The organism is Amycolatopsis acidiphila, from assembly GCF_021391495.1.
GTDB classification, from domain to species: domain Bacteria; phylum Actinomycetota; class Actinomycetes; order Mycobacteriales; family Pseudonocardiaceae; genus Amycolatopsis_E; species Amycolatopsis_E acidiphila.
The window spans coordinates 4,564,137-4,589,426 of the sequence record NZ_CP090063.1 but is presented as its reverse complement, the minus strand read 5'-3'; the positions used below and the strand labels follow the sequence as shown (position 1 = coordinate 4,589,426).

Sequence of the window (25,290 nt, the reverse complement as noted above, 5' to 3'; positions counted from 1 at the left end):
GGTCCGGCGAGGGGGCAGCGGACGCTTCACCGATCCCGGAAAGAGACGAGTTCATGACCGACCTCAACCGCCGCCGGTTCCTGCAGGTGGCCGGTGGCACGGCCGCCGCGTCGATGCTGTCGTCGAGCATCGCGCGCGCGGCGGCCATCCCGGCCAGTCACCGCACGGGCAGTCTGCGCGACGTCGAGCACATCGTGGTGCTGATGCAGGAAAACCGCTCCTTCGACCACTACTTCGGGTCGCTGCGCGGGGTCCGCGGTTTCGGCGACCCCCGGCCGGTGACGCTGCCGAGCGGCAAGCCGGTGTGGTACCAGCCGGACGGCACCAGGGACCTGCTGCCCTTCCGGCCGCAGGTGGACGATCTGGGCCTGCAGTTCGTCCAGGACCTCCCGCACAGCTGGGCCGACACCCACGCGGCGTGGAACCAGGGCGGCTACGACAAGTGGGTGCCCGCCAAGGGAACCACCACGATGGCGTACCTGACCCGTGAAGACATCCCGTTCCACTACGCGCTCGCGGACGCCTTCACGATCTGCGACGCCTACCACTGCTCGTTCCTGGGCTCCACCGACCCGAACCGCTACTACCTCTGGACCGGCTACACGGGCAACGACGGCACGGGCGGCGGCCCGGTGACCGGCAACGACGAACGCGGCTACAGCTGGACCACCTATCCGGAACGGCTCGAGCGGGCCGGGGTGTCGTGGAAGATCTACCAGGACATCGGGGACGGACTCGACGGCGCGCACGGCTGGGGCTGGATCGACGACGCCTACCGCGGCAACTACGGCGACAACTCGTTGCTGTACTTCGACAACTACCGCAACGCCCAGCCCGGCGACCCGCTCTACGACAAGGCGCGCACGGGCACCGACGCCAAGAACGGCGACGGGTTCTTCGACATCCTCAAGTCCGACGTCCGCGCCGGGCAGCTGCCGCAGGTGTCGTGGGTCGTGGCCCCGGAGGCGTTCACCGAGCACCCGAACTGGCCCGCCAACTACGGCGCCTGGTACGTCTCGCAGGTCCTCGACGCGCTGACCAGCGTGCCCGAGGTGTGGAGCAAGACCGCGCTGCTGATCACCTACGACGAGAACGACGGATTCTTCGACCACGTCGTGCCGCCGTACCCGCCGTCGTCCCCGGCGCAGGGCGCGTCCACTGTGGACACCACGGGCGAGCTGCTCGACGGCCTGCCCTACGGGCTGGGCCAACGGGTGCCGATGCTCGTGGTGTCGCCGTGGAGCAAGGGTGGCCGGGTCTGCTCCGAGGTGTTCGACCACACCTCGGTCATCCGGTTCATCGAACGGCGCTTCGGCGTGCACGAGCCGAACATCTCGCCGTGGCGGCGCACCGTGTCCGGCGACCTGACCTCGGCGTTCGACTTCTCGCGCACCGAGACCTCGGTGCCGGCCCTGCCCTCGACCGCGGCGTACGCGCCACCCGACGCCGACCGCCATCCCGACTACGTGCCCACTCCGCCGGCCGTCCCGGCCCTGCCGGAGCAGGAGCGAGGCCGCAGGCCGGCGTTGCCGCTGCCCTACGACCTGACCGTCGACGGCCGCGTCCAGGACGGGCGGCTCTCGCTGCAGTTCGCCAGCGACGGCACGGCGGGCGCCTGCTTCCACGTCAGGTCCACCACCGACCGGACCGGGCCGTGGAGCTACACGGTGGGCGCGGGCGAACGGCTGTCCGCGCAGTGGAGCGTGTCCGGTGGCTATGACTTCACGGTGCACGGGCCGAACGGCTTCCTGCGGCGGTTCGCCGGGAACGGCGCCGGGGTGGAGGTCAGCGCCCGTCCGGCAGGGGGCAGCGGTGACCTGAACGTCGTCCTGACCAACAGCGGCTCCGCGCCTGTCAGCGTCACCGTGGCCACCGCCGGCGGCTACGGCCGCGATCGGCCCACGGGGTACCAGCTGCGCCCGGGCGCGCGGGTCGTGCACCCGGTGCGCACCGGCGACACGGCGGGCTGGTACGACCTGTCGGTCACGGCGGGGCAGTTCGTGCGGCGCCTGGCGGGGCACGTCGAGACCGGCCGGATCACGCTGACGGACCCCGGTCTGGGCTGAGGCACTCGTTTTCCCGGCCGCGTACGGGTGGCCGGGAAACCGGTGCTCAGGCGTTCAGGCGCTCGGTCCAGTCCTCGGGCACCCGGTCCGAGGGGCCCGGCGCCGTCTGCTCGAGCGGATGGTGCTCGGGGGCGGCGAGCGCGGGGCCGTTCTCGTGGAGGGCCTCCTCGCGGTAGTCCCAGAACCACTCCTCGCCCGGCTCGAAGCTGCGGACGAAGCGGTGGCCGGTCTCCTGGAAATGCGCGGTGGCGTGCTGCATCGGCGACGAGTCGCAGCAGCCGACGTGTCCACAGTGGGCACAGCGGCGCAGATGGAACCACCATCCCGGCGGGTTCGCGGCCTCGCACTCCGCGCATCCGGTTCCGCTGGGCCGCGCGCCGGGGTCGATCCCCTCCATGACCTGACTCCTCGATCCGCTCGATACGACTGCCCACACTACCTCGCGCGGGCGCGGTGGACGCCTGTCCGCGTGGCCCGGCTTCGTGCCCGGAAGGCTCTTGACTTCCCGTCCACGACGGACCATCGTGACGGCGTACAGCCGTCCGCCTGACGGACAAGGAACCGCACGACGCAGTGAGGAGCGGCGGATGGACCAGCCGAGCGAGTTCGCCCCGGGGCGGCCGGTGGTGCTGCGCGGTGGCACCGTCCTGACGATGGACGAGCGCCGCCAGGTGTTCGAGCGCGGCGACGTCCTCGTGACCGGGGACCGGATCAGCGCCGTGGGGCCGGAGCTGGCGGTCCCCGCGGACGCGGCCGTCATCGACGCGAGCGGCGGGATCGTCATGCCCGGCATGATCGACACCCACCGGCACATGTGGCAGACCGCGATGCGCGGCTACGGCGCCGACTGGACGCTGACGCAGTACTTCGTCTGGTACTACCTGGAAAGCGGCAAGCTCTTCCGGCCGCAGGACGTGCACGCCGGGAACGTGCTCGCCGCGGTGGAGGCGCTCGAATCCGGCGTCACCACGGTCGTCGACTGGTCCCACGGGCTGCAGACGGTCGAGCACGCCGACGCCGCCGCCGACGCGCTGCGGTCGGTGCCCGGCCGGTTCGTCCTCGCTTACGGCAACATCCAGGCCCCGCCCGCGGAATGGACCGCCACGCCCGAGTTCCGCGACTTCGTGAACCGCCGCATCACCGGCGACGACATGCTCGGCTTCCAGATCGCCTTCGACGTCACCGGTGACCCGGCGTTCCCCGAGAAGCCCGCCTTCGAGGTCGCGCGCGACCTCGGCGTCCCGGTCACGACGCACGCCGGCGTGTGGGGCGCGACCAACGACGACGGCATCCGGCTCATGCACGACAACGGGTTCATGACGCCGGAGACGGTGTACGTGCACGCCGCGTCGCTCTCGGCCGACTCCTACCACCGCATCGCCGCGACCGGCGGCTCCATCTCGGTCTCGACCGAGAGCGAGCAGAGCGCGGGGCAGGGCTACCCGCCCACCTGGGCCATCCGCGCGCACGACATCCCGGTCTCGCTGTCGATGGACACCTCGGTGTGGTGGAGCGGCGACCTGTTCTCGGCCATGCGGAGCACGCTCGGCGCCGACCGCTCCCGCGAGCACCTGCAGGCGCACGCCGAGGGCGACACCGTCACCCACTGCAGCCTGCGCGCCGACCAGGTGGTGGCGTGGGCGACCCGCGGTGGCGCGCGTGCGCTCGGCCGCGACGGTCAACTCGGCAGCCTGGAACCGGGCAAGAAGGCCGACGTGGTGCTGCTCAAGAACGACCACTCCGCGGTCTCGTTCCCGCTGCTCAACCCCTACGGCCACGTCGCGTTCCAGGCGCAGCGCGGGGACGTGCACACCGTCCTGGTCGACGGCCGGGTCGTCAAGCACGACCACCGGCTCGTCGGCATCGACCTCGCCGCCGTCCGCCGGGAGGTCGAGGAGACGGTCGGTCACCTGCGCTCGGCGATGGGGGAGGAGGCCTGGCGCACGGGGATGAACCCCGACATCCCGGCGACCAAGATCCTCGACAACCCCTACACCTACACCGACTACCGCAGCGCCGCGACGCACAGCCGCCATGCCTGAGCACACGCCCGCCACCGGTCCGCTGGCGGGCATCCTGGTGGCCGACTTCTCGCGGATCCTGGCCGGCCCCTACGCGACCATGCTGCTGGCCGACATGGGCGCCGACGTCGTGAAGGTCGAAGGCCCGCAGGGCGATGACACCCGGACGTGGATGCCGCCGGTGCGCGACGGGGTGTCGACGTACTACCTCGGCGTCAACCGCGGCAAGCGCTCCATCGCGCTGGACCTGCACGACGACGGGGATGCCCGGGTGGCGCGTGAGCTCGCCCGCCGCGCGGACGTGGTGATCGAGAACTTCAAGCCGGGCGGGCTGGGCAGGTACGGCCTGGACTTCGACGCCGTGCGCGCGGCGAACCCGGGCGTGGTCTACGCGTCGATCAGTGGGTTCGGCTCGGGCGCGGGACGGAACGTGCCGGGCTACGACCTGATGGTGCAGGCGATCTCCGGGCTGATGAGCCTCACCGGCGACCCGGACGGCCCGCCGTACCGGGCGGGGATCTCGGTGTTCGACGTGATGGCCGGAAACCACGCCACGATCGGGATCCTGGCCGCTCTACGGCACCGCGACGCGACCGGGCAGGGCCAGCACGTCGAGGTGAACCTGCTGTCCTCGGCGCTGACCGGGCTGGTGAACCACAGCTCGGCCTTCGTCGCCGGGGACACGGTGCCCTACCGGATGGGCAACGCGCACCCGAGCGTGTTCCCCTACGAACCGTTGCCCACCAAGGACAACGACCTCATCGTCACGGCCGCGAACGACGGCCAGTTCCGCAAGCTGTGCGAGGTGCTCGGGATCCCGGAGATCGCGGACGATCCGCGGTTCGCACGCAACGCCGACCGCACCGAGCGACGCGCGCAGCTACGCCCGATCCTCGCCGCGCAGCTGCGCGAACGCGGCGCGCTGGAGTGGTTCGACCTGCTCGTCGATGCGGGTGTCCCGTGTGGACCGATCAACACCATCGACGGCGGTTTCGCGATGGCGGAACGGTTCGAGCTCGACCCGGTGGTCGAGGTCGGCGGCGTGCCCACGACGAGGCATCCGATCCGGTTCTCCGGGACGCCGGTGAGCTACCGGCTGCCGCCGCCGGAGCTGGACGAGCACGGGGCGGAACTGCGCAAGTGGCTGGAGGACAAGGGTGACTGAGTATCCCACCGCGCTCGGGGCGTCTTCACTGGAGAAGATCACCTTGCTGGGCCAGGACCTGGCCCAGGACGTGATGGGCAAGGTGTCCTTCGGCGAGCTCGCGTTCTGGCTGGCGACGCAGCGCCGGCCCACGCCGGGGGAGACCCGCGTCTTCGAAGCGGTGCTCGCGGCACTGGCGGATCACGGCTTCACGCCGACCGCGATCGTCACCCGGCTGACCTACCTCTCGGCCCCCGACTCCATCCAGGGCGCGCTCGCGGCCGGCCTGCTCGGCGGCGGGTCGCGGTTCCTCGGCGTCACCGAGGACTGCGGGCGTTTCCTGCACGAGGTGCTCGCCGGTGTGCAGCCGCCGCTGGACGACGAGGGCTGGGACGCGCTGGCACTGGAGACCGTGCGCGCGCGGCGTGCTGCCGGGAAGTTCGTCCCGGGGCTCGGGCATCACGTGCACAAGAACGGCGATCCGCGGACCCCGCGGTTGTTCGAGATCGCGGAGGAAGAAGGCCGGGCCGGACCGCACCTCGCGCTGTTCGCCGCGATCGGCCGGGTGCACCCGCGGGTGCTGGGCAAGACGCTGCCGCTCAACGGCGCCGGGGCGTGCGGCGCCGCGCTCGCCGACCTCGGCCTGCCGCTGGAGCTGCTGCGCGGCTTCGCCCTGCTGGCCCGTACCGCCGGGCTGATCGGGCAGCTCGCCGAGGAGCTGCGCAACCCGGTGGCGAACCAGATCTTCCTGTCCGTGGACCTCAACAACGTGTCCGTGCCACCCGATCCCGATGGAGGTACCGATGGCTGAGCTGGTCGCGGTGATCGCGTCCACGCACCACCCGTTCTACTACCGCGCCAGCACCGCCACCGGCGAGGAACGGCCGCCGTTCGCCGACGAGTGGGTGCGCAAGGTGGAGTCGTTCCGCGAGACGCTGACGCGGGCGCGCCCGGACGTGCTGGTGATGGTCGGCTCGGACCACTTCCACCAGCTGTGGCTGGACAACATGCCGCAGTTCCTGGTGGGCAAAGCGCCCTTCTACGACGCCAACTTCTACAACGAAGAGCGTGAGTTCGGGCTGCCGAAGATGCTGCTGCGCGGACAGGAGGACCTCTCGGCGTACGTGCTGCGCGAGGGCCTGGACGCCGGCTTCGACCTCGCCTTCTCCAACGAGCTGCGGATCGACCACTCCATCACCTGCCCGATCATCACCCTGCGCCCGCAGAACGACCTGCCGATCGTGCCGGTCTACACCAACATCTTCGCCCCGCCACTGCCGCAGCCGAAGCGCTTCGTCCAATTGGGACAGACGATTCGGGAGCTCGTCGAGTCCTGGCCGTCGGAGCAGCGGGTGGCGGTGATCGGTACCGGGCACCTGTCCCTGGAGCTGGGCGGGCCGCGGCAGTTCGGGCCGCACGGGCCGGACCCGGAGTTCGACCGCAAGGCCGTGGACTGGATCGCCGGGGGCGACCTGGAGAAGTGCCTGGGCGAGGTGACGCTGGAAAGCCTGCACCTGCCCGGCAACGCCACCCACGGGTTCATGGACTTCATGCTCATGATGGGGGTGGCAGGCGAAGGACAGCGGGCGGACTACGTCGACAGCTACGACCTGTTCCACACCATGGAGGCCTACTTCACCTGGTACCCCGGCGGAGGCGTGCGGTGAGCAAGTACCTGCTGAACAAGTTCCTGTACACCGTCGACCGCGACCCGGAGCTGGTCGAGCGCTACCGCGAGGACCCGGTGGGCACCGTGGCGTGGTGGGAGGCCGAGCAGGCCAACCGGATCCTCAACTGCGTCGGCGGCGAGTCCTCCACGTGGCTGCGCTTCGACGACACCGAGCGCGACGCACTGTCCACCCACGACTATCCGAGGCTGTTCGAGCTGGGCGCGCACCCGTTCCTGACGCTGACGCTGTTCATCGGCCTGTTCGAGCGCGACCACGAGCCGATGGGCTTCCAGACCGAGTACGCCCGCAGGCTGGCGCACTTCACGCTGCCCTACCCGGACATCGCGACGTAACGCCGGACCAGCTAGCGCCGCACCGTCTCGAGTGGACGGGAGTGCCAGGCGGCCCAGTCGGCGCTGATCGCGCTCGCCGCGCGCAGCAGCAACGGCAGGTGGTGCTCGACGAGCGTCTCCATCGGCGTCTCGGCCGCGTGGGCGTTGACGTTGACCGCCGCGACCACGCGGCCTTCCCCGTCCCGGATCGGGGCGGCGACCGACCGGATGCCGAGCGCCAGCTGCTGGTCGGTGCCGGCCCAGCCCCGGGCCCGCACCTCCCGTAGCGCCGCGTCGACCTCCTCCCGGCCGGGCGTCCACCGCGCGGGCACGCCGGCCCGGCTCGGTTCGGCGAGTGCCTGGTCGAGCTCGGCGGGGGGCAGCGCGGCGAGCAGCACCTTGCCCAGCGACGTCGGCAGCGCCGGGAACCGGGTGCCGATGGTCACCGCCAGCGCCACGAGCTTGGGCACCGCGACGCGGGCCACGTAGACGATGTCGGACCCGTCGAGCTGGGCGATCGAGCACGACTCGCCGGTCTCGTCCACCAGCGCGCGCAGGTGCGGCCGGGCCAGCTCCCACAGGTTCGCCGAGCCGATGTAGGCCATGCCCAGCTCCAGCACCCGCGGGGTGAGGGAGAAGGTGCCGTCCGCACTGCGGACATAGCCGAGCTGTTCGAGCGTGATCAGGATTCGCCGCGCGGTCGGTCTCGCCAGCTCGGTCGCGGTCGCGACCTCGCTCAGCGTCATCGCCGGGCGCGCGGCTTCGAAGCAGCGCAGGACGTCGAGCCCACGAGCCAGGGCTTCGATGAACTCGGGGTTTCCGTCTCGCCGCATACGAAGAGGTTAACCCGCGCTCCCGGACCGCGGACGGGTGTCCGCCAGGGCCGCCGGAAAGCTGCTCGCACCGGGCCCGGTTCCTTTCCGGTCGTCGTGCGGTCTTCCTTCCCGAGACACGCACACCAGGGGAAGGAAGCCCATGAAGCTCAGCCTGTACCTCCCGACGGGGACCACCCACGAGTTCGCCCGGGTCGCGGACCCGGTCGCGGCGTTCGAGACCGTGCGGGAGCTCGCGGTGGCGGCCGACGAGAGCGGTTTCCACGGCCTGTACGCCCCCGACCACTTCATCCCCTTCGGCCCCGGCGCCGACCCGGTGTTCGAGGTGTGGACGACACTGGCGGCCCTCGCCACGCAGACCCGGCGGATCCGCCTCGGACAGCTGGTCACCGGCAACGGCTACCGCAACCCCGCGCTGCAGGCGAAGATGGCCTCGACGCTCGACGTCATCTCGGGCGGCCGGCTCACCTTCGGCATCGGCGCGGGCTGGTACGGCGACGAGTACACCGCTTTCGGCTACGAGTTCCCCAGCGGGCCCGAACGGCTCCGGCAGCTCGGCGAGGCCGTGCGGCTCATCCGTGCACTGTGGACGGAGCCGGTCACCACCTTCGACGGGAAGTACTACCAGGTGCGGGAGGTCGTCAACCAGCCGGCCGGGGTGCAGCGCCCGCACATCCCGCTGATGATCGCCGGCGGTGGCGAGCAGGTGACCCTCAAGCTCGTCGCCCGCTACGGCGACCTGTGCAACGTGCAGGAGCCGCCGGACGAGGTCGCCCGCAAGTACGCGATCCTCGCCCGGCACTGCGAAGCCGTGGGCCGGGACTTCACCGAGATCACCAAGACCTCGACCGGCTACTGCATCATGGCCGACACCGACGAGGAGGCACTGGCCGCCGTCCCGCCGTGGGCGCCCATGGTGTTTCCGGGCGATCTCGCCGAGTACGGCCTGATCGGCACCGCCGGCACGATCCGCAAACGGCTCGCGGCCTTCGAGGACGCCGGGGTCGACGAGCTGATCGTCGGCTTCCACGACGCCCTCGAGCCCGCGACCGTCCGCCGGTTCGCGGCGGAGTTCATCGGGTAGCGGGCGCGGCGGCGAGCACGTGCCGCCGCAGGAAGGACAACTCGGCGTCGAGCGCCCGCTCGTGCCCGCCGAGGAACGGCTCGTAGTGCCCGCCGGGCAGCCGGACCAGCTCAGCCCGTGGAGCCCGGTTCGCCGCATCGACCGACGGCTGGACCAGGGCTGTCCGGTCCTCCTCGCACACGAGGACGAGCAGCGGGCTGCGCACGCGGGCGGCGTGCCGGCCGGGCCGGTAGAAGCCGAGGCACAGCGCGGAGCGGGCCGCAACCTCCTGGCGCCACTGCGGGTACTTGCCGCCCGGGTTGAGCGCGCGCTCGCCGTCGAGGGCGTCCGGCGTGGTGAGCATCGCGACCGTCCCCGGCTCGGCCGCGAGCGGCACCAGCCGCGGCTCCCGGCCGGCGAGACCGCCGAGTACGTCGAGGATCGCGCGCCCGACGAACCGCAGCATCGCGGAAGGTTTCTGGTACCGGGCCGCGTTGCGCGCCGCGGCCACCCCGTCGGCGTTCGGGGTCTGCGCGATCGCCGCGGCGAGCCGCGGGTTTTCCGCCGCCACCCGGAAGATGTGCCCACCGCTGGCGGAGAAGCCCCAGACGGCGAGGCGTGCCGGGTCGACCTCGGGCAGGGTCGCGGCGACCGCGACCGCGGCCTGCCAGTCGGCGAGCTGGTCCTTCAGCGGCAGGACCTGGCGCGGGCTGCCGCCGCTCTCACCGATCCGCCGGTAGTCGAAGGCCAGGACGCTGAACCCCGCCTCGTGGAACCGGTGCGCGAACAGGTCCGTGCCCGGCTCCTTCGTCACCGCGAACCCGCCTGCCATCACGACGCAACCGCCGTTGGTGCCCGGGTAGTGCCATCCGACGCATTCGTCGCCGCCGCTGGTGAACCGAACTTTCCGCCGCATACCGACCTCCTGGGGATACCCGCCTCGAGATCAAGTGAACCACGTGGTTCGCAAACTGTCCACGGCTATCCGGCGGCGTCCTCGCGCTCCAGCGCCCGGACCAGTGCCCGGAAACCCGCGTCCACCCCGGCGGAGTCGCCGATCGCCAGGCGTTCGAGCAGGAAGCCGCGCAGCGTCGCGAGGATCATCTCGGCGACTTCGAGCTTGCGACCGGGCGGCCAGTCCGGCGGGCAGAAGGACTCCAGCAGGGGCAGGTAGAGCTGCGAGGCCTCGCGGCTGAGCTCGTTGTAACGCGCGGGGTCGTACATCGACAGCCCGATGGCCTGGTCGAGCACCCGCCGCAGCCCTGCCTCCTCCTCGGTGAGCGTGCGCCAGACGGCGCGCACCCGGTCCGCGAGCGTGGGGTGGCCGGTGTCCCCGGCGATCGCGGTGAGCGCGTTGCCGATCCGCCGCTCGCGGAGCCTCGCGACGGCTTGGCGGAGCAGGTCCTCGGCCCCGTCGAAGTGGTAGAGCAGGACCTTGTGCGTCGTGCCGGCCGCCCGCGCGGCACGACGGAGCGAGAAGTCGACCAGACCGTTGACGGCGAGGTCGTCGGTGACCCGTTCGAGCAGGTCCTGGCGCCGGGCCTCGCCACGCGGCGAGCCTGCCGAGCGCCGGTAGCCCCGTTCCGCCGGGCCGTCGGCAGCTTCCATGGTCAGACGTTCTCACATCCGCGAGGCCCGGGCCCGGCGCGGTGGCCTGTCTCAATTTGAGACACGCCGAGCGCGCCGCGGCGCTTACCGTGAGCGGGTGACGAACGCGATCAACGAACCGGCGACCGTACGGCGACTGGTGACCCCGGCCGCGGAGGCCCTGGCGGACCTGGCCTCGATCTTCAACGACCTGCAGACCGTGCTGCGGTGTTGCGAACGGCTGGTGCGGGAGCTGGCCGGGCGCCCGGACGACGTGGTCGTGGAAGGGGTCTGGACCACTGCGTTGATCTCGTACGCGCGTTGTTTCACCGGCGGGGCAAGGGGAATGGGCCTCACCGAGGACGACGTGCGCTCGATCGAACTGCCGGGCGAGGTGCTGGAGTGGCACAAGGTCCTGCGGCAGCTGCGCAAGCACTACGCCGATCCCGCCACGAACCCGCGTGAGCGCTACGAGGTCGGCGCGGCCACGAGCGCCGACGGCCGGGTCGGCGGTATCGCCATCACCGGGGTGCCGCAGCCGCCGCTGGACGAGGTGACCGTCCGGCAGACCGGCGCGCTGGCCTACCGGCTCAGTGCGCTGGTCGACCGGCGGATCAGCGAGCACCAGGAACGCGTGCTCGCCGCGGCGAACGCACTGTCCCCGGCCGATCTGGGCCGCCTCGAGCTGATCGAGGTCAGTGCGGGGCCGGCCTAGCCGAACTGGCCGGGCTGGTAGTCGCCGGCGGGCTGCCGGACGATCACGTTCACCCGGTTGTAGGTGTTGATCACGGCGATCAGGGACACCAGGGCGGCGAGCTGGTCCTCGTCGTAGTGGTTGGCCGCGTTCGCCCACGCCTCGTCCGTGACCCCGCCGGCCGCGTCCGCGATCCGCGTGCCCTGCTCCGCCAGCTCCAGTGCCGCGCGCTCGGCCTCGGTGAAGACCGTGGCCTCGCGCCAGGCCGCGACGAGGTTGAGGCGCACCGGGGTCTCCCCGGCCTGCGCCGCGTCCTTGGTGTGCATGTCCGTGCACATACCGCAGCCGTTGATCTGGCTGGCCCGGAGCTTCACCAGCTCCTGGGTCGCGGCCGGCAGTGCCGAGTTCGACACCGCCTGTCCGGCCGTGTTGATGTACTTGAGGAACTGCGCTCCGATCGGGTTGCCGAAGAGGTCCAAGCGCGCGTGCATGAGGGCTCCTTCGCCGTTGCCGGTGCTTACACCTGCTTGACGGAACAGCCCCGCGAGATGTGACAGGACCCGGAGAAACCCGGCTCAGGTCAGCAAAAGCGTCTTCCCGATCGCCCGCCGCGACTCGATCGCCGCGTGCGCCTCGGCGGCGCGCACCAGGGGATAGGTCTGCCCGATGAGGGGGACGACCCGGCCCAGCGCGGCTTCACGCAGGATCCGCGCCACGCGGTCCGGGGCGAGCCCGCTCAGCCGGTCGATCCCGAGCACCGTGACCCCGCGCCCCTCGCCGGGCGGGATGTCCGCCCGGTTGCCGCCCGCGCAGCCGTAGCCGGCGAACCGGCTCTTCGCGCGCTCGAACGCGGCCCGGCCGATCTCGCCTCCGACGCCGTCGAAGACGACGTCCGCGTACCCGGCCTTCTCGGCCCAGCCCGGCTCGCTGTAGTCGACGACGACGTCGGCGCCGAGGGCCTCGGCCAGTTCTAGTTTCGTCCGGCCGCGGGCCGCGCCGACCACGCGTGCCCCGGCGGCGTGCGCCAGCTGCACGAGCAGGCTCCCGAGCGCGCCCGCGGCAGGCAGCACGAGCACCGACTCTCCACTTCGGACCTCGGCGGCGTCGAGCAGCGCCAGCGCGGTGCTGCCGTCGTGCAGCAGGGCCATCGCCTCCTGCTCGTGCACCGCGTCGGGAATGGCGATCAGCCCGGACTCCGCGGCGAGGACCCGTTCGGCGTAGCCGCCGCCGACCGGCTCGGCCAGCACCCGCCTGCCGAGCCACGCGGCCGGCACGCTCTCGCCGAGCGCGCTCACCCGGCCTGCCACGCCGGTGCCCGGCACGTACGGAGGCTCGGCCGCGCCGCGGCGTCCTCGGAGCACGAGGTCGGCCCCGAGGACGCCGGCCGCCGCGACGTCGATCGCGACCTGGCCCGGCCCCGGTTCCGGCCCGGGGACATGCCTGACTCGCAGAACCTCGGGCCCGCCGAAGGCGGCGACTTCGATCTGGTGCATGTCTCGTCCGTCCACGCCGTCCAGTCTCGAACCTGAAGTGCGCTCCAGGTCAAGTCAGCAGCGCACGCACCAGCCCGCGCACCCAATCCGGTTCGACCACCTGGCCGGTGAACACGGCGCGGTAGTACAGCGGCCCGAGCAGCGCGTCGGCGGCCGCCTCGACGCCCGGCGCCGCGCCGCCACGTGCCCGCTCGCGTTCGAGCATCGCCTCGAGCTGGGCGTGCCGGTCGGTGACGCACGCGCTGCCGCCTTCGGGGCAGGCGCCGAGCGTCGCGCGCATCAGCGCGAGCACGTCCGGGTCGGCCAGGTCGGTGGCCACGGCGATCGCCCAGCGCTCCAGGTCCTCGCGCAGGTCGCCGGTGTCGGGCACCACTATGTCCCCGCTGAACCGGCTCGTCGCGACGTCGTTCAGCAGGTCCGCGAGGGAGCCCCAGCGGCGGTAGACCGTGGTCGGGTGCACGCCGGCGCGGGTCGCGATGAGCGGCAGGGTGACCGCTTCCGCCGGGTTCTCGGCCAGCAGCTCCTCGACGGCGCGGTGCACGGCCGCGCGCACCCGTGCCGACCGTCCGCCCGGCCTGGTGGTGTTCGTGGTGACGGCCATGACACCACTTTATCGCACCGATCGCTGCTTTTGCGCTATGGTGTGCTAACGCACTGATCATTGCTTTTTGAGGAGTGGGTCTTGTCCGAGTCACCCGTCGCCGTGCTGCCGGCGCCTGCCGCACTGCCGAGACGCCTGCCGCACGCCGTCACGTTCGTGGCGATCGCGGCGATCTTCGTGCTGTTCATGGCGGCCTCGAGCGCGCCGTCTCCGCTTTACGTCGTCTACCAGCAGAACTGGGATTTCTCCGCCACCACGCTCACCGCTGTGTTCGCGGTGTACGTGCTCGGGCTGATCGTTTCGCTGCTCGTGCTGGGCGCACTGTCCGACCACGTCGGCCGACGGCCGGTGCTGGCCTCCGCGATCGCCCTGGAGGCGGTGGCGCTCGTGTTGTTCCTCGTCGCCGGGGACGTGTCGGTGCTGTTCCTCGCGCGGCTGGTGCAGGGTGTCGCGACCGGCGCCGCGATGACGACCATGGCCGCGACGCTCGTCGACCTCAACCCACCGCACCGGCCGGCACGCGCCGGCGTCGTCAACGGCATCGCGCCGACCAGCGGGCTGGCGCTCGGTGCGCTGGGGTGTGGCGCGCTGATCCAGTTCGCGCCTTCGCCGACGCATCTGGTGTTCGCGCTGCTGCTGGGTGCGATGGTGCTCGCCGTGGCGATCGTCGCCGCGATGCCCGAGACTTCGGCGCGGCGTCCCGGTGGGCTGCGGTCGCTGTTGCCGCGGCTCGGCGTGCCGGCCCGGCTGCGCACCGAGTTCTTCGCGCTCGTCCCGATCCTGATCGCGAGCTGGTCCCTCGGCGGGCTGTACCTCTCGCTCGGGCCGTCGGTGGCGGCGGGGCTGTTCGGCCTGACCAACCACCTGATCGGCGGACTCGTCGTGACACTGCTGTGCGGGACCGGCGCGATGACGACGTTCCTGCTGCGGAACCGCCCGGTGCAGAAGATCCTGCGTGCCGGGGCTGCGCTGCTGGCGACGGGGCTCGCGGTCACCCTGGCCGGCATCTCCGGTGGTTCGGTCGCGCTCGGCATCGTGGGCACGCTGGTGGCGGGAACGGGCTTCGGGGCTTCGGCGCTCGCCGGCTTCGGGACCGTGGTGCGGATCTCGGCGCCCGCGGAGCGGGGCGAGCTGTTCGCGGTGGCGTACGTGATCTCGTACGTGGCGTTCAGCCTGCCCGCCGTGGCGGCGGGCCTGGCGACCACGGCCTTCGGCCTCCGCTCCACGGCGCTCGTCTACGCGACGGCGCTGATGCTGATCGCCGCGGCGGCCCTCGTGGTCGAACAGGTCAGGACGCGCCGGATCCCTTCGTGAGACGGCGCTCGACCCGGCCCACCCCGCCGGCCAGGATGGCGCTCGCCTCGTCCTCGTCGTCGTGGTGGTGGTCCGGGTCGTCGGGGTGCCAGTCGGTCGCGAGCACGACCCCCGGCGGCACCATCGCCATCCCGCCGAACAGCTGCTCGATCTCGGCGAGGCTACGGGTATAGCCGTTCTCGCTGACCGTGTGGTTGTACACCTTCGTGGCCTCCGACTGGATCTCGCGCACCCGGCCCGAAGCGACCAGGCCATGGCTGATCGCGAGGTAGCTGCCCGGCGCGAGGGCGTCGGAGTACCGGCGCACGAGCCGCGTGATCGCGTCGGTGTCCGGCAGGAAGTGCAGGACCGCGATCATCAGCAGCCCGATCGGCTCGTCGAAGTCAAGCAGCTCCCGCACCTCCGGGTTCGCGAGCACCTCACCGGGACTCCGGACATCGCCCAGGACGCAGGTGGCGTCGGGGTTGGCGGCGAGGATCGAGCGGCTGACCTCGACGGTGTCCGGCTCGTAGTCGACGTACACCACCCGTGCGCCGGGCGCGAGCTCCTGTGCCACCTCGTGCACGTTCCCCGAGCTGGGATACCCCGAGCCCAGGTCGAGGAACTGCCGGACCCCTTCGCCGACGAGGTGGCGCACCACCCGCTGCAGGAACTGCCGGTTGTACCGCATCGTCCGCGACAGCAGCGGGAAGGTCCGCTGGCTCGCGATCGCCGCGTTCGCGTCGGCCTCCTGGCTGTACCGGCCGCCGAGGAACCACTCGTACACCCCGGCCGCGGTGGCCTGGGTGCGGACCTTGCGGGAGCTTTCGCCGATGGTGGACATCGAGTACCGCCTTCTGCCGGTTCAGTGGAAATCGCGCAATGCCGTGGTGAGGAAGGACCGGGTTTCGCTGGGGGTCAGCGCCGCGCCGGTGGCCTGGCTCCAGAGTATTTCGTACCGCCGCACGTTGTCGCTCCAGTTCAGCTCCGTACCGGTTCGGTTGAACGCGTAGTCCAGGTACTCCGGCAGCTCGCCGAGCACCCCGGGCGCGGCCAGGCGCAGCAGCGCGAACCGTTCGAGCATCCCGGTCGCGGCGATCGGCGTCGGGCGGGAGGCGAACGGCACGATCTGGATGGTGATGTGCGGCTGCCGCGACAGCGCGAGCAGGTGCTCGATCTGCTCCCGCATCACGGCGTGGTCGCCCTGTACGCGGCGGACGCAGGACTCGCTGAGCACCGCGTAGAAGTCGGCCGGGTTCTCCCGGAACAGCACGGCCTGCTGGCGGCCCTGCCGGGCCCGCAGTGCCGGCGAGACCGCCGTCCCGAACTCGGCGCGCAGGTACGAGGGGCTCTGCAGGAGGCCCGGCACCTGCTCGGTGGCGACGAAGCGGATCAGCCGCGCGTCCTCCTCGAGGTCGATGTACCGGCGGGCCGCGTCGTCGTAGACCGCGCGGTAGCCGCTCCACCGGCCGCGTTGCGACGGCGCCGCCTGCAGGAAGAACGCGAGGTCGGTGACCGCCCCGTCGGTCACCCCGTACACCCCGAGCAGCCGGTGCAGGTCCGCCAGCGCGATCCCGGTGTCTCCGCTTTCGAGCCGGGCGACCTTGTTCTGCACGCTGCCCGGGCTCGACTGCGGCCAGACCGCAGCGCCGGCGTCACGCTGCGTCAACTGCGCCTGCTCGCGAAGGCGACGAAGTAGTGCCGCAAGTTGCAGTTTGCGGCCCATCGGCGTGCTCGCCGACGATGCGGCAACAGTCACGCGTCCACCCGCCCCTCCTGACCTGCGGCAACCGTCGAATCCTCCCTGATCGGCGAGATCCGGGCAAGGGTGTAATGACCGGCATGGGCGCGGCTTGCGGGTGCTGGCGGTGCAATCTGCACTGCGCAAGCGGTCACCCGCTGCTATCGGGAGGGCGGGATGTGAGCCGTGACCAGGGGTGCTTCGGTCGCGAAGCTGTGCGGTCGGCCGGGCCTCAGGCCTTGAGCTGGTCGCGGTGCACCGCGGCGGTGATGCGGCCGTCGAGCAGCACCCAGGCCCATTCGCCGGAACCGACGCGGGCCAGCGCTTCCCCCGCGTCCTCGCCGATGCCCACCGTCGGCAGCGGGGCGAGCAGGTGCGACGACACCGGGTCCGCCGGGTCCCACGTGGGCTCCACCCGCAGGGTGCCGAGCACCTCGGCCGCCGCGGGCGGTCCCGCGGGCTTCGGCCGGGGGAGGAACACCGGCAGCGGCGCGTCCGAGACGAGCGCTCGCGCCTGTGCGACGGTCGCCGTCGCGGGCAGCGCCGGTAGCGGCGGCGCGGCGCGGCCGATCGCCGCCCCGACCGTCGCGCCCTCGGGCTCCTCGAGGAAACCGTTGCGGCGCAACCAGTCATCGTCGAAGTACTTGCTGAGGTAGCCGCGCCCGGTGTCCGGCAGCAGCACCACCACGAGGTCGTCCGGGCCCAGCCGGGCGGCGACCCGCAGGGCCGCGGCGAGCGCGGTCCCGGCCGAACCGCCGGCCAGCAGCCCTTCCTCGCGGGCGAGGCGGCGGGCGGCGAGGATGGACTCGCGGTCCCCGATGCGCTCGAACTCGTCCACGACCTCCCGGTGGTACGACAGCGGCCACTGGTCCTCCCGGGTTTCGGGGTGGACGTAGTGCCCGATCGCCTCTACGAAGTACGGGCTGCCGTCGCCACCGCCGTAGACCGAGTACTCGGGGTCCGCGCCGATCACCCGGACCCGCCCGTCGCTGACCTGCTTGAGGTAGCCCCCGGTCCCGCTGATCGTGCCCCCGGTGCCCACCCCGGCGACGAAATGCGTGAGGCGGCCCCCGGTCTGCGCCCACAGCTCCGGCCCGGTGTACTCCCGGTGCGCGGCGGGGTTGGCCGGGTTGTCGTACTGGTCGGCGAGCCATCCGCCGGTCTCGTCCGCGATCCGGCGGGCCAGCTGCCGCACGTGCTCGGGATGGTCCGACGGCACCCCGCCGGCGGTCACCAGGACGTCGGCGCCATAGGCCTTCAGCGCCGCGATCTTCTCGCCGCTGGTCTTGTCCGGGACCACGACGGTCAGCGGATGCCCGAGCTGCGCGGCGACGACCGCGAGGCCGATGCCGGTGTTGCCCGAGGTGCCCTCGACGATGCGCCCGCCGGGCACGAGGGTGCCGGCGTCGCGGGCCGCCCGCACCATCGACAGCGCCGCCCGGTCCTTCACGCTGCCGCCCGGGTTGAAGAACTCCGCCTTGGCGTAGACCGGCGCGCCACCCGGTGGGGCGATCCGCGTCAGCCGGATCAGGGGCGTGCTTCCGATGGCGTCGAGAACGGAGTCGTAGGTGTCCACCGGGCCACGCTACCGTCGGACGAGGCCACTTCCACCTCCCGCAGCGCCGCGGCGGCGGAAGTGCCAAGGGCCGGCATCCCGTGTTCGGCGCGGCCGGGATCAGGCCCGCGCCCGCCGGTAGTGGCGGCGCGCACGGGCGCGGTTGCCGCAGTCGGCCGAGCTGCACCAGCGCCGGGAGCCGTTCCTGCTCGCGTCCAGGAACAGCCAGCCGCAGCCCTCGTCGGCGCACTGGCGCAGCCGGGTCAGGTCGGTGAACTGCAGGAACCGCCAGACCTCCAGCGTCAGCAGCACCGGCAGGTCCGCCGGCCGCGCGGGCTCGAACTCCCAGCGCAGCGGCACGATCGTCGCCACTCGCGCCCGGGACAGCGCCGCCAGCATCGCCGCCCGCAGCGACTCGGCCGCTTCCGGCGGCGGGTCCCGCTGCTCGATCGAGGCGAACAGCACGGCGTAGAGGTCTTCCCGGAGGCGCCGGACCTCCTCGACCGTCCGCTCGGTCGCCGCGAGCTTCCCGTGCGCCAACCCGGTCCGCCGCAGCCATGCCACGAGGGCGTCGGGGTCGGTCACGTCGTCGACGAGCCTGGCCGGGTCGAGCCGCCAGGCCACCGTGTTGACCAGGTCGACCGCGACATGGCCGCCGACCAGTGGGCGCTCGGAACTCATCTAACAAGAATAAGGCGTTTCGGTCGTTAGAGCCGGTGGTAGCCCCCGGACGTGCGGAACCATCCGGTGTGGGGGATGACGACGGCGGCGTTGAGCGTGTCGGCGTCGGCGGTGCTCATCGGCCTGTCGGCCGTCTCGCCCGGCACGGCGTCGTTCTGGCGCTGCGTCATCGCGCTTCCGCCACTGCTGCTCGTGGCGCTGCGCGAACGCCGCACGGCCGGTGCGCCTGCCCGCCGCGCGACGCTGTACGCCCTGCTCGCCGGCGTGTTCTTCGCCGGGGACATGCTGTTGTGGACGCAGGCGATCTTCGAGGTGGGCGCGGGCCTGTCGACCGTGCTGGTGAACCTGCAGGTCGTGCTGGTACCGGTGCTGGCGTGGGCGGTCGACCGGGAGCGGATGACCCGGCGGTTCCTCGCCTGCGTGCCGGTGATGCTGCTGGGCGTGGTGCTCACGGCCGGACTGGTCGGGCACGCCCCCTCGGGCCCCGACCCCACGTGGGGGACGGTGCACGCCCTGCTGGCCGCGGTGTGCTACTCGGGCTTCCTGTTCCTCCTGCGCCGCGGCGGGCAGGGCGGGCCGCCGGTCCAGCCCTACCTGCTCGTGATGGCGTCGGCGGCCGTGGTGTCGCTCGCCGTCGGCGTCTGCTGGCACGGTGTCGACCTCGCCCCGGGCGCCGCGTCGTTCGGCTGGCTCGCCGCCGCGGCGATCTGCGCGCAGGTGGTGGGCTGGCTGCTGGTCGCGGTGTGCTCGCCGGAGCTGCCGAGCCAGCTCGGCGCGGTCCTCCTGCTGCTGACCCCGATCGGGTCGGTGCTGCTCGGCGCGCTCGTGCTCGGCGAGCGCCCGTCGCCGCCGCAGCTGGCGGGCTGTGTGCTCATCCTCGCCGGTGCGTTCGCCTTGGCGCGGCGCGGAAATCCCCGCCCGGCCGCGAAACGGGGAGCTGCTCTCGCGGCCAGGGAGGATCACCTCGCCGGTTGACAGCGGACCCGCCTATACCTAGTGGTGTCGCGGCTGGCGATCAACCCGAACACCGTGCTCAAGGCCTACCGCGAGCTCGAGCGCGACGGCCTCGTCGCGGCGCGCCCGGGCGTGGGCACCTTCGTCACGCGCACGCTCAGCGACGCATCCCTTGCCGCACACGGGCCGCTGCGCCAGGACCTGCGCCGCCGGCTGGCGAAGGCGCGCCGGGCCGGTCTCGACGACGAGAGCATCGAAGCCCTGTTCCTGGCGACCTTTCGGGCCGCCGCCGAGGAGGAAATAGCATGACAACCGTGCTGCGGACCCGGCGGCTGGGCAAGCGCTACGGCCGCCGCTGGGCACTGTCGGACTGCACCCTGGCCATCCCCGCCGGGCGGGTCGTCGGCCTGGTCGGGCCCAACGGCGCCGGGAAGTCCACCCTGCTGAACCTGGCCGCGGGCCAGCTCACCCCCACCTCGGGCAGCATCGAGGTGCTCGGGGAGCGTCCCGCCGCCGGGCCGCCGCAGCTGGCCAAGATCGGTTTCGTCGCCCAGGACACGCCCACTTACAGCGGGCTCACCGTCGGCGAGCACCTGCGGCTGGGCGCGCGGCTGAACCCGCGCTGGGACGCCGCGATCGCCCGCGAGCGCGTCGAGCGGCTCGGCCTGGATCGGCGGCAGCGGGCGGGAAAGCTCTCCGGCGGCCAGCGTGCCCAGCTCGCGCTCACCCTCGGCATCGCCAAACGACCCGAGCTGCTGATCCTCGACGAGCCTGTCGCGTCCGTGGACCCGTTGGCCCGCAGGGAGTTCCTGCAGGGACTGATGGCCGCGGCCGCTGAGTACGAGCTGAGTGTCGTGCTGTCCTCGCACCTGGTCGCCGACCTCGAGCGCGTCTGCGACCACCTGGTCGTGCTGGTCGGCTCGCGGGTGCGGATCGCCGGTGACGTCGACGAGCTGCTCGCGAGCCACCACCTGCTCACCGGCCCGCGCCGTGACCCGGCCTCGCTCCCCGCGGACCTGCAGGTGGTCTCCGCCAGCCACACCGACCGGCAGAGCACGTCCTCGCCTACATGTCCACGTCCGGGCACGCCGGCACGCGGCCCGCGCTGGAGGTGCTGCGATGATTCGGCTGACCTGGCGTCAGTTCCGCACGCAGGCGTACGTGGTGTTCGCGGGGGTCGCCGTGCTGGTAGCCGTGCTCGCGTTCACCGGCGGGAACCTGGCGGAGCTCTACCGCGCGGGGATGGCGGCGTGCAGGCGAACGACACGTGCTTGGCGTTCACCACCGAGTTCGCCCGCAGCCATACGGCGGTGTCCTCCGCGCTCGCGATCCTCACGATGGTCGTGCCGGGAATCCTCGGCCTGTTCTGGGGCGCGCCGCTGATCAGCCGCGAGCTGGAGACCGGGACGCACCGGCTGGTGTGGAGCCAGAGCGTGACCAGGACCCGGTGGCTGGCCGTCAAGCTGGGCCTCGTCGGCCTCACCGCGATGCTCGTCGCCGGCATCGTCAGCTTCGCGGTGAACTGGTGGTCCGGCCCGGTCCAGCAGGCCTCGGGCCCGGGGTACGCCCGGCTCGCCCCGCTCGGGTTCGCCGCGCGCGACATCGCGCCCATGGGGTACGCGGCGTTCGCCTTCGTGCTGGGTGTCGTCGTCGGGATGCTGGTGCGGCGCACCATTCCCGCGATGGCGGTGACGCTGGCGGTGTTCGTCGGGGTCCAGCTCGCGATGCCGCTGTGGGTCCGGCCGCACCTGGTCCCGCCGGTGGCGGTGACCACCGCGATCACCGCGGATAACCTGCACGGCATCGGGGTGAACGGCCCGGACGGCACGACGGAGCTGACGGTGACCGTCGGCCAGCCGGGCGCGTGGATCCTCTCCAGCGAGACCGTCGACCGGTCCGGCGCGGCCGCGACGACCCTGCCCAGCTGGGTCCAGGACTGCATAGGGCCGCCGAACGGGCACGAGCCCGTCGTGGGCGAGGCGCAGAAGGCGTGCTTCGCGCAGCTCGCCGACAACGGCTACCAGCAGCGGATCACCTACCAGCCCGACAGCCGGTTCTGGCTGTTCCAGGGACTGGAGACCGGGATCTTCCTGCTGGCGACCGCGGCGCTGTGCGGGTTCGGCTTCTTCTGGATCCGCCGCCGGCTGTCCTGAGACGACCGGGGGTGCGGGGCCGGTCCGGCCCCGCACCCGCGCTCAGCCGCCGGTCAGCACCGCCTCGTCGAGGCCGAACACCTCGATCGCGATGTCCTGGTAGAACTGCTTGAGCTCGGCCGGCTCCAGTGGCAGCGCGTCCTGCATCCGGACCTCGTCGGGCACGTACTCGTACGGGTAGTCCATCGCGTACATCACGCGGTCGGCGCCGACCACCTCCCGCGCGTACATGATCGTCGGCGCCCACGGCATCCCGCTCGTGGTGAGCCAGATGTTGCGGCGGAAGTACTCGCTGATCTTCAGCTCCAGCGGTTTGATCGCCTCGTACCGGTTGGCCTTCACCTGCCCGGCGTGCATGTAGTCCAGCCGGTAGAGCCAGTACGGCAGCGCCTCGCCCAGGTGGCCGACCACGACCTTCAGCCGCGGGAACCGGTCGAACACCCCGGCGGTGATCATCCGCAGCAGGTGCATCGCGGTCTCCAGGCCGAACCCGAAGATCGCGCCGTCCAGCCCGGCCTCGTACAACGGCTTGATCATGTCGTTGTTCGGCGTGTTCGGGTGCAGGTACAGCGGCACGCCGAGGGACTCCAGCGCCTCCAGGAGCGGGAAGAACCGGGCCTCGTCGAGGTAGTGGCCCTTGATGTGCGAGTTGCAGATCAGCCCCTTGAGCCCCAGCGAGGACACCGCCCGGTCGAGCTCCTTCACCGCGGCCGGGACGTCCCCGAACCCCACCGCCGCCAGGCCGGAGAACCGGGCCGGATACGTCGCCGTCGCCTCGGCGATGCGGTCGTTGGTGATGGTGGCGATCTCGCGCGCGTCGTCGTCGGCGAGCACCTGGGTGCCGGGCGAGGTGAGTGCCAGTACCGCGTGGTCGACCCCGGCCGCGTCCATTTCGGACAGCCGTTTCTCCCCGGCGTCCTGCAGCCGGTCGCGGACGAACCGGGGCCGCTCGGCGTCGCTGGTGAGGTAGTGGCCCATCAGGCTGCGGAAACCGATGTCGTCGGTGGTCTCGAGCAGCTTGCGGTACAGGTCGAACAGCTCGGGCGGCCCGTACGCCTCCTCGGTCGCGATCCGCAGGTAGCCGATCTCGCCGCCGGTGGTCAATGGGCTGGTGTCGGTCATCCTCTTCCTCTCTCGGTGTTCAGGAAACGGGGACTCGGGTGGCACTGAGGCTGTCCACAGTGGACGGGATGCCGCGGCGGAAGACGACCAGCGCGCCACCGGTGACGGCCGCGACGCTCGTCGCGACCACCATCACGACGAAGACGACCCCGGTCGCGCCGCCGGTCCAGTCGAGCAGCCAGCCGATCAGGTAGGGGCCGAGGATGCCGCCGACGCGGCCGACGCCGAACATCATCCCGGTGCCCGTGCTGCGCAGGTGCGCCGGATAAGTCTGTGCCGACAGGGTGTCCAGAACGGACTGGCCGCCGATGATGCCGAACCCGGCGAAGCCGGTGAACACCAGCTGTGCCGCCGATCCGGTGCTCACGCCGACCAGCAGGACGGCCACCGCCGCGACCACCATCAGCACGACCAGGCCCACGGCCAGCCCGCCCCGGCGCCGGTCGCACACGATCGCGACGGTGATCCCGCCGACGATCCCGGCCAGCTGCAGGATCGCCAGGAAGAAGAACGACGCGGCGAAGTCGTTGCCACGGCTCTCCATCACCGACGGCAGCCAGCCCGACAGCCCGTAGATGCAGAACAGGATCATGAACGCGCACACCCACAACGCGATGCTCGTCCGCCGGAACGGGCGGCCCACCACGGTGCCGATCATCTCCCTGGCCGAGGCGCGCTCGCGCGGCTGCAGGAACCGCACGCCGCCGTAGTCCTGGCCGGGGCGGATCTTCGCGAGCGTCTTCGCGACGTCCTCGTGCCGCCCGCGCAGCACCTGGAACTGCACCGACTCGGGCAGCAGCGGCAGCAGCAGCAAGCCGAGCACGAGTGGCGCGGCACCGATCCAGTACAGCGAGTGCCAGCCCAGGTGCGGCGTGATGTAGATGCCGACCAGCGAGGCGAGGACGCCGCCGAGGCAGTACCCGGCGATCGTCACCGCGACGACCCGGTTCGCCGAGCGGGCGGGGGCGAACTCGTTGACGAAGGCCGTGCCCAGCGGCATGATCACGCCGAGGAACAGCCCGGTCAGCAGCCGCAGCAGGATGAACGAGCCGAACCCGTTCGCGGCCACGGCGGTGAGCAGGCTGAGCAGGCCGGTGCCGAACAGCGCCCCGAGCAGGACCGGCCGCCGGCCGATCCGGTCGGCGACGGGGCCGTGCGCCAGCGCGCCGACGAGGAACCCGATCAGTCCCGAGGCGACCATCAGCCCGGTCGCGCTGTGGCTGAGCTGCCAGGGTTTCGCGGTGTAGTGGATGACGTAGGACGGGTTGAGCGTGTCGTACCCGTCGAAGACCATCGAGAGCATGACGCCCACGACGAGCATCAGGTGGAAGCGGCCGAACCTCGCGGTCCGCAGCTGTTCGATCGCGTCGACCGGCACTGGTGCTGACACGGTTCACTCCTGGCTGTCCGAGGCGGAAAGCGGCTGAGGTCGAGCGAAGCACGCGTTTTGCGAGAGCGGAAGATTCAGCCTCTACAATTCTGCTATGACGAAATCGCGCACCGAGCCCGCGCTGAGCTCGGTCGACAACGCGCTCCAGCTCGTCCGGCTGCTCGCCCAGCACCGGGCGCTGCGCCTGTCGGAGGTCGCCGACCTGCTGGGGGTCGCGCCCTCGACCGCGCACCGGCTGCTGAACTCCTTGCGCACACAGGGTTTCGCCGAGCAGCGCTCGCGCAACGGCCCGTACTGCCCCGGTCCGGTGCTCGAGGAGCTGGGCCTGGCCTCGCTCAACCGGATGGACGTGCGGCAGGTGGTCCGGCCGATGCTCGAGCAGCTGTGGACGGCGACCGGCGAGACGGTCAGCCTCGGGGTCCTGGAGGGACGGCACATCCGGTTCGTGGACGGGATCGAAGGCAACCGCACGGTCCGGGTCGGCAACCGGACCGGCGTGCTCATCCCGGCGCACTGCACCGCGGCGGGCAAGGCGATCATGGCCGTGCTCTCCGAGGTCGAGTTCGACCGCCGGTTCGCCGGGCGGAGCCTGGAACGGCGCACCACCGCGTCGATCTCGGGCTGGCCGCAGCTCACCCGGGAGCTGGCCGCGATCCGGAAGGCCGGCTTCGCGATGAACGTGGAGGAGGGGGAGAACGGCGTGAGCGCGGTCGGGGCGGCCGTGCGCGACCTGATGGGCGCGCCGGTGGCGTCGATCAACGTCGTGCTGCCCTCGAGCCGGATGGGCACCAAGCGGGTGGGCCGCGAGCTGGCGGGGAGCGTGCTCGAAGCCGTGGCCGCCGCGTCCGCCGCGCTGCGGGACGCCGGTTAGTCCTTTCGGTCGAGGGAACCGGGCCG

General features: G+C 71.9%; 26 protein-coding genes. 13 read left to right on the top strand and 13 right to left on the bottom strand.

Annotation, left to right across the window (positions count from 1 at the left end; translation table 11 throughout):
* Positions 1–53 precede the first annotated feature (53 nt).
* The gene (locus LWP59_RS22380) at positions 54–2,066 is read left to right on the top strand and encodes a phosphocholine-specific phospholipase C (protein WP_144642133.1); all 2,013 of its coding nucleotides are present in this window, start codon (positions 54–56) and stop codon (positions 2,064–2,066) included.
* Between the two features lie 46 nt (positions 2,067–2,112).
* On the opposite strand, the gene LWP59_RS22375 is transcribed toward LWP59_RS22380, so the two are convergent.
* On the bottom strand, positions 2,113–2,463 hold the full coding sequence (locus LWP59_RS22375; RefSeq protein ID WP_144642134.1) for a UBP-type zinc finger domain-containing protein: 351 nt from the start codon (positions 2,461–2,463) through the stop codon (positions 2,113–2,115).
* Between the two features lie 190 nt (positions 2,464–2,653).
* On the opposite strand from LWP59_RS22375, the gene LWP59_RS22370 reads away from it, so the two are divergent.
* From LWP59_RS22370 to LWP59_RS22350, 5 genes are read left to right on the top strand one after another with little or no spacing between them, the layout of a single operon-like run.
* Positions 2,654–4,108, top strand: coding sequence for an amidohydrolase family protein (locus LWP59_RS22370; RefSeq protein ID WP_144642135.1), 1,455 nt, complete (start codon positions 2,654–2,656; stop codon positions 4,106–4,108).
* Positions 4,101–5,252 (top strand): CaiB/BaiF CoA transferase family protein, encoded by a 1,152-nt coding sequence (locus LWP59_RS22365; RefSeq protein WP_144642136.1) that lies wholly within the window; start codon positions 4,101–4,103, stop codon positions 5,250–5,252. The genes LWP59_RS22370 and LWP59_RS22365 overlap by 8 nt, the downstream gene beginning before the upstream one ends.
* Positions 5,245–6,042, top strand: coding sequence for a citryl-CoA lyase (locus tag LWP59_RS22360; protein WP_144642137.1), 798 nt, complete (start codon positions 5,245–5,247; stop codon positions 6,040–6,042). The genes LWP59_RS22365 and LWP59_RS22360 overlap by 8 nt, the downstream gene beginning before the upstream one ends.
* Complete coding sequence (locus LWP59_RS22355) at positions 6,035–6,898, top strand: DODA-type extradiol aromatic ring-opening family dioxygenase (protein WP_144642138.1); 864 nt, start codon at positions 6,035–6,037, stop codon at positions 6,896–6,898. The genes LWP59_RS22360 and LWP59_RS22355 overlap by 8 nt, the downstream gene beginning before the upstream one ends.
* Positions 6,895–7,254 carry a hypothetical protein gene (locus tag LWP59_RS22350; protein ID WP_144642139.1) on the top strand — a complete coding sequence of 120 codons (360 nt, stop codon included), beginning with the start codon at positions 6,895–6,897 and terminating at the stop codon, positions 7,252–7,254. The genes LWP59_RS22355 and LWP59_RS22350 overlap by 4 nt, the downstream gene beginning before the upstream one ends.
* A gap of 11 nt (positions 7,255–7,265) precedes the next feature.
* Here LWP59_RS22350 and LWP59_RS22345 read toward each other — a convergent pair whose 3' ends face one another.
* Positions 7,266–8,066, bottom strand: coding sequence for an IclR family transcriptional regulator domain-containing protein (locus LWP59_RS22345; RefSeq protein ID WP_144642140.1), 801 nt, complete (start codon positions 8,064–8,066; stop codon positions 7,266–7,268).
* Between the two features lie 142 nt (positions 8,067–8,208).
* Between LWP59_RS22345 and LWP59_RS22340 the strand changes: the two genes are divergently transcribed.
* A complete protein-coding gene (locus tag LWP59_RS22340; protein ID WP_144642141.1) occupies positions 8,209–9,150 on the top strand; it encodes a TIGR03560 family F420-dependent LLM class oxidoreductase in 942 nt (313 codons plus the stop codon).
* Here LWP59_RS22340 and LWP59_RS22335 read toward each other — a convergent pair.
* Together LWP59_RS22335 and LWP59_RS22330 are read right to left on the bottom strand one after the other, a co-directional pair.
* Positions 9,140–10,045, bottom strand: a complete 906-nt coding sequence (locus tag LWP59_RS22335; protein ID WP_144642142.1) for an alpha/beta hydrolase — start codon at positions 10,043–10,045, stop codon at positions 9,140–9,142. The two genes, LWP59_RS22340 and LWP59_RS22335, sit on opposite strands and share 11 nt — an antisense overlap.
* Positions 10,046–10,110: 65 nt before the next feature.
* The gene (locus LWP59_RS22330; RefSeq protein WP_144642143.1) at positions 10,111–10,737 is read right to left on the bottom strand and encodes a TetR/AcrR family transcriptional regulator; all 627 of its coding nucleotides are present in this window, start codon (positions 10,735–10,737) and stop codon (positions 10,111–10,113) included.
* A gap of 97 nt (positions 10,738–10,834) precedes the next feature.
* Between LWP59_RS22330 and LWP59_RS22325 the strand changes: the two genes are divergently transcribed.
* Positions 10,835–11,431 (top strand): hypothetical protein, encoded by a 597-nt coding sequence (locus LWP59_RS22325; RefSeq protein WP_229857208.1) that lies wholly within the window; start codon positions 10,835–10,837, stop codon positions 11,429–11,431.
* Here LWP59_RS22325 and LWP59_RS22320 read toward each other — a convergent pair.
* The 3 genes from LWP59_RS22320 to LWP59_RS22310 form a co-directional block, all read right to left on the bottom strand.
* On the bottom strand, positions 11,428–11,901 hold the full coding sequence (locus LWP59_RS22320) for a carboxymuconolactone decarboxylase family protein (RefSeq protein WP_144642144.1): 474 nt from the start codon (positions 11,899–11,901) through the stop codon (positions 11,428–11,430). The two genes, LWP59_RS22325 and LWP59_RS22320, sit on opposite strands and share 4 nt — an antisense overlap.
* Before the next feature lie 84 nt (positions 11,902–11,985).
* On the bottom strand, positions 11,986–12,903 hold the full coding sequence (locus LWP59_RS22315) for a zinc-binding dehydrogenase (RefSeq protein WP_144642145.1): 918 nt from the start codon (positions 12,901–12,903) through the stop codon (positions 11,986–11,988).
* Positions 12,904–12,952: 49 nt separating this feature from the next.
* Positions 12,953–13,504, bottom strand: coding sequence for a TetR/AcrR family transcriptional regulator (locus tag LWP59_RS22310; protein ID WP_144642146.1), 552 nt, complete (start codon positions 13,502–13,504; stop codon positions 12,953–12,955).
* 81 nt (positions 13,505–13,585) lie between these two features.
* On the opposite strand from LWP59_RS22310, the gene LWP59_RS22305 reads away from it, so the two are divergent.
* Positions 13,586–14,818 (top strand): MFS transporter, encoded by a 1,233-nt coding sequence (locus tag LWP59_RS22305; protein WP_229857209.1) that lies wholly within the window; start codon positions 13,586–13,588, stop codon positions 14,816–14,818.
* Here the strand turns inward: LWP59_RS22305 and LWP59_RS22300 are convergent.
* The 4 genes from LWP59_RS22300 to LWP59_RS22285 form a co-directional block, all read right to left on the bottom strand.
* Positions 14,793–15,641, bottom strand: a complete 849-nt coding sequence (locus tag LWP59_RS22300) for an SAM-dependent methyltransferase (protein ID WP_144642147.1) — start codon at positions 15,639–15,641, stop codon at positions 14,793–14,795. The genes LWP59_RS22305 and LWP59_RS22300 overlap by 26 nt on opposite strands.
* Before the next feature lie 21 nt (positions 15,642–15,662).
* Positions 15,663–16,556 carry a DUF5753 domain-containing protein gene (locus LWP59_RS22295; protein WP_144642148.1) on the bottom strand — a complete coding sequence of 298 codons (894 nt, stop codon included), beginning with the start codon at positions 16,554–16,556 and terminating at the stop codon, positions 15,663–15,665.
* 214 nt (positions 16,557–16,770) lie between these two features.
* Entirely contained in the window at positions 16,771–18,114 is a 1,344-nt protein-coding gene (locus tag LWP59_RS22290) for a PLP-dependent cysteine synthase family protein (RefSeq protein WP_144642149.1), read from the bottom strand.
* 99 nt (positions 18,115–18,213) lie between these two features.
* Positions 18,214–18,774 carry a CGNR zinc finger domain-containing protein gene (locus LWP59_RS22285; protein WP_144642150.1) on the bottom strand — a complete coding sequence of 187 codons (561 nt, stop codon included), beginning with the start codon at positions 18,772–18,774 and terminating at the stop codon, positions 18,214–18,216.
* Between the two features lie 51 nt (positions 18,775–18,825).
* Here LWP59_RS22285 and LWP59_RS22280 point away from each other — a divergent pair, with 51 nt between their 5' ends.
* From LWP59_RS22280 to LWP59_RS41110, 3 genes are read left to right on the top strand one after another with little or no spacing between them, the layout of a single operon-like run.
* Positions 18,826–19,749 carry a DMT family transporter gene (locus LWP59_RS22280; RefSeq protein WP_229857210.1) on the top strand — a complete coding sequence of 308 codons (924 nt, stop codon included), beginning with the start codon at positions 18,826–18,828 and terminating at the stop codon, positions 19,747–19,749.
* A 21-nt stretch (positions 19,750–19,770) separates the two neighbouring features.
* Entirely contained in the window at positions 19,771–20,037 is a 267-nt protein-coding gene (locus LWP59_RS22275; protein ID WP_144642151.1) for a GntR family transcriptional regulator, read from the top strand.
* Positions 20,034–21,881 carry an ATP-binding cassette domain-containing protein gene (locus tag LWP59_RS41110; protein WP_222425632.1) on the top strand — a complete coding sequence of 616 codons (1,848 nt, stop codon included), beginning with the start codon at positions 20,034–20,036 and terminating at the stop codon, positions 21,879–21,881. The genes LWP59_RS22275 and LWP59_RS41110 overlap by 4 nt, the downstream gene beginning before the upstream one ends.
* Positions 21,882–21,923: 42 nt before the next feature.
* On the opposite strand, the gene LWP59_RS22260 is transcribed toward LWP59_RS41110, so the two are convergent.
* Complete coding sequence (locus LWP59_RS22260) at positions 21,924–23,003, bottom strand: amidohydrolase family protein (RefSeq protein WP_144642152.1); 1,080 nt, start codon at positions 23,001–23,003, stop codon at positions 21,924–21,926.
* Positions 23,004–23,022: 19 nt separating this feature from the next.
* On the bottom strand, positions 23,023–24,393 hold the full coding sequence (locus tag LWP59_RS22255) for an MFS transporter (protein WP_144642153.1): 1,371 nt from the start codon (positions 24,391–24,393) through the stop codon (positions 23,023–23,025).
* 94 nt (positions 24,394–24,487) lie between these two features.
* On the opposite strand from LWP59_RS22255, the gene LWP59_RS22250 reads away from it, so the two are divergent.
* Positions 24,488–25,264, top strand: coding sequence for an IclR family transcriptional regulator (locus LWP59_RS22250; RefSeq protein WP_144642154.1), 777 nt, complete (start codon positions 24,488–24,490; stop codon positions 25,262–25,264).
* Positions 25,265–25,290: the final 26 nt, after the last annotated feature.

Bases quoted from the DNA above. Each gene is read 5' to 3' on its own strand.
- LWP59_RS22340 (WP_144642141.1), top strand. From the start codon at position 8,209: ATGAAGCTCAGCCTGTACCTCCCGACGGGGACCACCCACGAGTTCGCC.
- LWP59_RS22315 (WP_144642145.1), bottom strand. From the start codon at position 12,903: ATGCACCAGATCGAAGTCGCCGCCTTCGGCGGGCCCGAGGTTCTGCGA.
- LWP59_RS22285 (WP_144642150.1), bottom strand. From the start codon at position 18,774: ATGAGTTCCGAGCGCCCACTGGTCGGCGGCCATGTCGCGGTCGACCTG.
- LWP59_RS22250 (WP_144642154.1), top strand. From the start codon at position 24,488: ATGACGAAATCGCGCACCGAGCCCGCGCTGAGCTCGGTCGACAACGCG.
- LWP59_RS22300 (WP_144642147.1), bottom strand. From the start codon at position 15,641: ATGTCCACCATCGGCGAAAGCTCCCGCAAGGTCCGCACCCAGGCCACC.
- LWP59_RS22370 (WP_144642135.1), top strand. From the start codon at position 2,654: ATGGACCAGCCGAGCGAGTTCGCCCCGGGGCGGCCGGTGGTGCTGCGC.
- LWP59_RS22355 (WP_144642138.1), top strand. From the start codon at position 6,035: ATGGCTGAGCTGGTCGCGGTGATCGCGTCCACGCACCACCCGTTCTAC.
- LWP59_RS22380 (WP_144642133.1), top strand. From the start codon at position 54: ATGACCGACCTCAACCGCCGCCGGTTCCTGCAGGTGGCCGGTGGCACG.
- LWP59_RS22330 (WP_144642143.1), bottom strand. From the start codon at position 10,737: ATGGAAGCTGCCGACGGCCCGGCGGAACGGGGCTACCGGCGCTCGGCA.
- LWP59_RS22260 (WP_144642152.1), bottom strand. From the start codon at position 23,003: ATGACCGACACCAGCCCATTGACCACCGGCGGCGAGATCGGCTACCTG.
- LWP59_RS22335 (WP_144642142.1), bottom strand. From the start codon at position 10,045: ATGCGGCGGAAAGTTCGGTTCACCAGCGGCGGCGACGAATGCGTCGGA.
- LWP59_RS22320 (WP_144642144.1), bottom strand. From the start codon at position 11,901: ATGCACGCGCGCTTGGACCTCTTCGGCAACCCGATCGGAGCGCAGTTC.
- LWP59_RS22365 (WP_144642136.1), top strand. From the start codon at position 4,101: ATGCCTGAGCACACGCCCGCCACCGGTCCGCTGGCGGGCATCCTGGTG.
- LWP59_RS22345 (WP_144642140.1), bottom strand. From the start codon at position 8,066: ATGCGGCGAGACGGAAACCCCGAGTTCATCGAAGCCCTGGCTCGTGGG.
- LWP59_RS22310 (WP_144642146.1), bottom strand. From the start codon at position 13,504: ATGGCCGTCACCACGAACACCACCAGGCCGGGCGGACGGTCGGCACGG.
- LWP59_RS22375 (WP_144642134.1), bottom strand. From the start codon at position 2,463: ATGGAGGGGATCGACCCCGGCGCGCGGCCCAGCGGAACCGGATGCGCG.
- LWP59_RS41110 (WP_222425632.1), top strand. From the start codon at position 20,034: ATGACAACCGTGCTGCGGACCCGGCGGCTGGGCAAGCGCTACGGCCGC.